The sequence below is a fragment of the Streptomyces dysideae genome (genome assembly GCF_001514305.1).
GTDB lineage: Bacteria > Actinomycetota > Actinomycetes > Streptomycetales > Streptomycetaceae > Streptomyces > Streptomyces dysideae.
In genome coordinates, this window is sequence record NZ_KQ949160.1 from 1 (window position 1) to 4,482 (window position 4,482).

The following is a 4,482-nucleotide window of genomic DNA, read 5'->3' on the forward strand; positions in this document are numbered from 1 at the left end:
GTCGGCGCGGACGGCGACCATCCAGACGACGGTGTAGCGGCTGTAGATGTCGATGATCGAGTACAGGTGGTAGAAGACCCGTTTGCCCGGTCCGCGCAGCCGCGTTACGTCCCGGGACCGGATCTCGTTCGGGCGGGTGGCCGGCAGTTCCGGTTTGGCGTGCGCCGGGTGGACGGCGTGGCGGCGACGCTCACGGACCTCGTCGTGCTCGCGCAGGATGCGGTACATGGTGGACACGCCGGCCACGTACACGCCTTGGTCGAGCAGCTGGTGGTAAACCGATGCCGGGGCCGTGTCGGCGAAGTCGTCGGTGTTGAGCGGCGACCGCACGGTGGCCCGCTCTTGGGTCGACAGGGCGCGTGGCTGCGGTCGTGCGGCGGGCGCGGCTTGGCCGATGGCGGCGGGGACTGGCGGTGACGGCGGTAGTGCCGGCCTGGGCCCGGCCGGTGGCCCGGTACGCACCCCCGGGCAGGGGCGTGAGCTCCGCCACGGCCGTCTCGATCGCGGCGTCGATCATCGTCCCGACGCCGACCCGGCGATGATCACCAGCTACAAGGCCGCCCGGAACCGACCCCTGACCCGCGGCCAGAAGCTGTCGAACACCGCACTGGCAGCGGTCCGGGCACCGGTGGCGCACGGCTTCGCCCACCTCAAGAACTGGCGCGTGCTCGGCAAGGTCCGCACCGACCCGACGTGGGCGACCGCCCTGGTCAGGTCCCTGCTCGTCCTCACAAACCGCGAAGTTTCCTGGTGACCGACGATCTTCACCGAAGTCATCCACCCACGACCAGCACGAGCATCCCGAACCCCGCACACACCAGACCCGTGACCAGCAACCTCACGATGCACAGTGCTCAATGGAGTGGCCTCTAGGAATGCGAGACAGAAGGTCAGTGGCTGCCGCACCATCATGCGGCGAGGCAGCCACGGCACCGGTCCAGCGAACGCAGGAGGCGACGCATTCCCAGTGCGTCCCCATCGCTGCCTTCAGCCGGATCGGTTAACCGACGCCTGCCGGTAGCCGTTGCGGTGGTTGACGCGTTCGTCGCTGACCTGCCCGTACTCGGCGTTGCACAGGGCATCCGCCTCGGCGGACATGAGGGCGTCGGCGAATGTCTTGACCATCGCGCGCAGCAGGTCGGGACTCGCCGCGGCGAGGTTGTCCTCGGCAAGGGCGTGCAGGGGCAGACTGTCAGGTGCGGTCATCGTGCTGATCTCCTTCGAGGCTTCGACACTTCGAAGATCAGCCGGTGGCCGTTCATCTATACGGGCATCACCCTGAAGCCGGAGCAAACCCCCGGATCAGGTCGAACCCGTACACCACTTCCCCGGACGCAGCCCGGGTCCGCTCGGCTGATCTGTTGCGCCTGGCCAGTCTCATGAATGGTGTTCAGCTGGTCATGAGCCTCCGCACCACCTCGATCAGCGCCTCACGGTGCTCGGTGAGCCGCTGCGCCGACCAGACGTCGTCCGTTGTCCCCGACTCGGTATCGCGTTGCGCAGCAAAGATGTGATGCCAGGCGCTGGCCAGGCCGTACAGGATGACGGCGAGGTCGACCGGGTTGAAGGTGGTGTCGATCCGCCCTTCGTCCCGCGCGGCGGTGAGCGGGGCGAGGGCGTGTTCGTAAGAGCCGATATTCTTGCCACCTTGGCCAAGGGGGCGTTCAAGCTGCTTCCAGGCGGCCAACCGCATGAGGTCTGGGTGGGAGATGATGTAGTCGAAGAGGCGGCCCACGTAGCCCGGCAGATCGTCGGCGTCCAGCGGGACTGCCGCCATCACCTCGACGTGCCGTTGGTCCATCACCGCGTCGAACAGCCTTTCCTTGTCACCGAAATACGCGTAGATGCGCTCCTTGTTCAATTTGGCGTTGCTCGCGATGCGAGCGACCCGGGCGCCGGCCAAGCCGTGTGCGGTGAACTCGGAGGCGGCGGCGTCGAGCAGCCGGGCTCTGCTCGCGCTGGAATCAGACATCATGCGCTGCAGGATAATAGAGGCGTGAAACCTTCTTGTTCACCTTTGCACCGCCCTCGGTAGTGCCTACCGGAGCAAGGTGGTCACAGACTCTGGCTGAAGAAATCTGCCAGCTTGTCGGCTGCCTGCTTGACGTACTGGTCCAGATCGTACAGGTCGAGGTGAGAGGCCCCGTCGATCAGGAAGAGCTCCTTGGGGTCCGCGGCAGCCGCGTACGTCGTTTCATTGTGAGACCGGCTGGTGGATTCGGTGCCGACGATCAGCAGAAGGGGATGTGGCGCGATGAGACTGACCACATCCAATGCGGAAAAGGTCAGCTGCTTCTCCAGCGACCAGGCCAGCGTCTTGTTCTCCCATCGGGGGTGAGCCCCGCGCGTTGAGTCGTAGTAGTAGTCCGGAGCTTCCTTGAGGGGAGCGAACGCGTTCTCGACCTCCGAGCCCGGGATGAGGGGCCAGTACGTGGGTTCGTCTCCGCGTGAGAACGCCTGCCTGGCCGCCCCGCAAGCCTCCAGCATGGCGACCAGAACACCGTGGTCGGAACCTGTCTGCTCGTGAAACACGCCACGCTGATCCCCCACTCCGCTCACAGTGGCGACGGCCTTGATCCTGCGATCGGTGGCTGCCGCGGCGGGCGCATAGCCACCCCCGCCGCAAATGCCCATAGCGCCAATACGGTCCGGATCCACCTCCGGGCGGTTACGGAGATAGCTCACTGCGTTCTTGATGTCTTCGATCTTCGCGAACGGGTCCTCGTCGTAGCGGGGAAAGCCTTCGCTCTCGCCATACGACCGGTGATCGAAGGCCAGGGCGACGAAACCCCGGTCGCGCAATTCACGGGCGTAGCGACCGGAAGTCTGCTCCTTGATCCCGCCACCCGGGGCCACTGTCACCACGGCGGCCCGCTTCTGACCCTCCTTGTAATCCTCCGGAAGGTAGAGGTGGCCCGCGACAGTGATACCGCCGCTGCGAAAGTGAACGTCGATAGGCACGGTGTGCTCCCTGCTTGTTTCTGGGTTCCGGGGCCGAAGGGACCTTCCGGCTCAGCGCGGTTGGTCACGCAGCGGCTGAGCGCCGAGTCAACCGATCGGATGATCCGACACTACAGAACCGTGCCCAATAGGGCAACCAACCGGTTGGTTGCCCTATTGGGTTGTGCAACGCTCGGTAAGCCCGCAGAACGGGGCGTCTCACCCAAGGCTGATGCGATGAAGGAGCGGGGCCTCCCGCTCCGGCCGGGTGCGGACGATGCTCGGTCCAGGAGAAGAAAACAACCGTCCACAGGCAGGAGGCCCCTGCCTGATGGACCGTGAGCAAGCCTACGACGGACCCCAGATCGTGGGCATAGACCTGCATGCCCGCCGCTCGGTGCTGCTGCGTATGACCCCGGACGGGCAGCGGCTGGGCCGGGTACGGATCGACAACAGTCCCGCAGCGCTGAAAGCGGAGGTCGCCAAGGCGGGCCCGAACCCGAAGGTCGTACTGGAGGCGACCTACGGCTGGTACTGGGCCGCCGACGCCCTGGCGGAGGCCGGGGCCGAGGTTCACCTCGCCCATCCGCTCGGAGTGAAGATGTTCACCTACCGACGGGTCAAGACCGACGACAAGGACGCGGCCGACCTGGCCGACCTGCTGCGCATGGGACGTCTGCCCGAGGCATGGATCGCCCCGCCCCGCGTCCGCGAGCTGCGGGAGCTGGTGCGCTACCGCCACAAGCTGCTCAACGTCCGCACATCGGTGAAGACCCAGGTCCACGCGGTCCTCGCCAAGGCCGGCCTCCACACGCCGATGCCCGATCTGTTCGGCCGGGCCGGCGGCGACTGGCTGGCCGGGATCTCGCTGCAGAGGCCCGTCCAGCCCACCGGCTGGACGCGTGCCCGCGAAGGGATGACCGGCAGCCGAGCCTGCCCACCACGTGACCACACCGTTGGGGCGAGACACACAACTTCACACCCTCTGCCTCGGCACGGCACCAAGACCCGCGCCGTGTTTCGCGCTGCTCTCACGCAGTCGGAGACCAGGAGAAGACCGGACAAGACGACCACTTGACCGACCCCACTCCTTCAGGGATGACAGAGAGGGGTGAGGCGGGTGATCAGGCGTCTGATTTCGGCGAGGCTGAGGTGGATGAGCTGGGAGGATCCGTTTCTGCTTTCTCCGTGTCCAGCTCTCGGGCTCACAGGACGGTCAGCCAGGCGTGGGCGGCCATGGCCGGGGTCATGTGGCGGTGCCAGCCGGGGTAGCGGCGGACCTGGTAGTCGTCCAGGCCGCACTCCTGCTTCGTACTCTGGAAGCATTCCTCAACGGCACGGCGACAGGGCCCGATGCCCCGGATGAAGCTTGCGGAATTCTTGGCACACCACGTCCGGCAGGCGGATCCCCGGTGGCGTCATAGGGCTTCGGTCCGTACCCACGATGAGAGTCCACGAAAGAGAGGAACCCCAGCCGACGCGCGGCTGGGGTTCCTCAAGGCGATCAGTATCGGTCAGCAGTGGAGTTGCCCACGCGGTGAA

At 66.2% G+C, this 4,482-nt stretch carries 4 protein-coding genes and 3 pseudogenes; 2 read left to right on the forward strand and 5 right to left on the reverse strand.

Translation table 11 applies throughout. The features are described 5' to 3' along the window. Window positions 1-330, reverse strand: a pseudogene (locus tag AQJ91_RS47970) (IS3-like element IS1141 family transposase); the annotation flags it as partial. Window positions 331-394: 64 nt separating this feature from the next. Between AQJ91_RS47970 and AQJ91_RS47975 the strand changes: the two are divergent. After that, entirely contained in the window at window positions 395-754 is a 360-nt protein-coding gene (locus tag AQJ91_RS47975) for a transposase family protein (protein ID WP_234383478.1), read from the forward strand. A 260-nt stretch (window positions 755-1,014) separates the two neighbouring features. Here the strand turns inward: AQJ91_RS47975 and AQJ91_RS47980 are convergent. The 3 genes and pseudogenes from AQJ91_RS47980 to AQJ91_RS47990 all read right to left on the reverse strand — a co-directional run. Continuing rightward, a pseudogene (locus AQJ91_RS47980) lies at window positions 1,015-1,206 on the reverse strand (transposase); the annotation flags it as partial. A 184-nt stretch (window positions 1,207-1,390) separates the two neighbouring features. After that, on the reverse strand, window positions 1,391-1,975 hold the full coding sequence (locus tag AQJ91_RS47985) for a TetR/AcrR family transcriptional regulator (RefSeq protein ID WP_199848228.1): 585 nt from the start codon (window positions 1,973-1,975) through the stop codon (window positions 1,391-1,393). Window positions 1,976-2,055: 80 nt separating this feature from the next. Beyond that, the gene (locus AQJ91_RS47990; RefSeq protein WP_067036656.1) at window positions 2,056-2,961 is read right to left on the reverse strand and encodes an alpha/beta hydrolase; all 906 of its coding nucleotides are present in this window, start codon (window positions 2,959-2,961) and stop codon (window positions 2,056-2,058) included. 310 nt (window positions 2,962-3,271) lie between these two features. Here AQJ91_RS47990 and AQJ91_RS53290 point away from each other — a divergent pair, with 310 nt between their 5' ends. Beyond that, a complete protein-coding gene (locus AQJ91_RS53290) occupies window positions 3,272-4,018 on the forward strand; it encodes an IS110 family transposase (protein ID WP_067036658.1) in 747 nt (248 codons plus the stop codon). Between the two features lie 46 nt (window positions 4,019-4,064). Here the strand turns inward: AQJ91_RS53290 and AQJ91_RS51635 are convergent. Beyond that, window positions 4,065-4,283, reverse strand: a pseudogene (locus AQJ91_RS51635) (IS701 family transposase); the annotation flags it as partial. Between the last annotated feature and the right edge of the window lie 199 nt (window positions 4,284-4,482).

What these genes read in the sequence shown, in the direction of transcription:
- AQJ91_RS53290 (WP_067036658.1), top strand. Translation starts at nt 3,272, where the DNA reads ATGGACCGTGAGCAAGCCTACGACGGACCCCAGATCGTGGGCATAGAC.
- AQJ91_RS47975 (WP_234383478.1), top strand. Translation starts at nt 395, where the DNA reads ATGGCGGCGGGGACTGGCGGTGACGGCGGTAGTGCCGGCCTGGGCCCG.
- AQJ91_RS47985 (WP_199848228.1), bottom strand. Translation starts at nt 1,975, where the DNA reads ATGATGTCTGATTCCAGCGCGAGCAGAGCCCGGCTGCTCGACGCCGCC.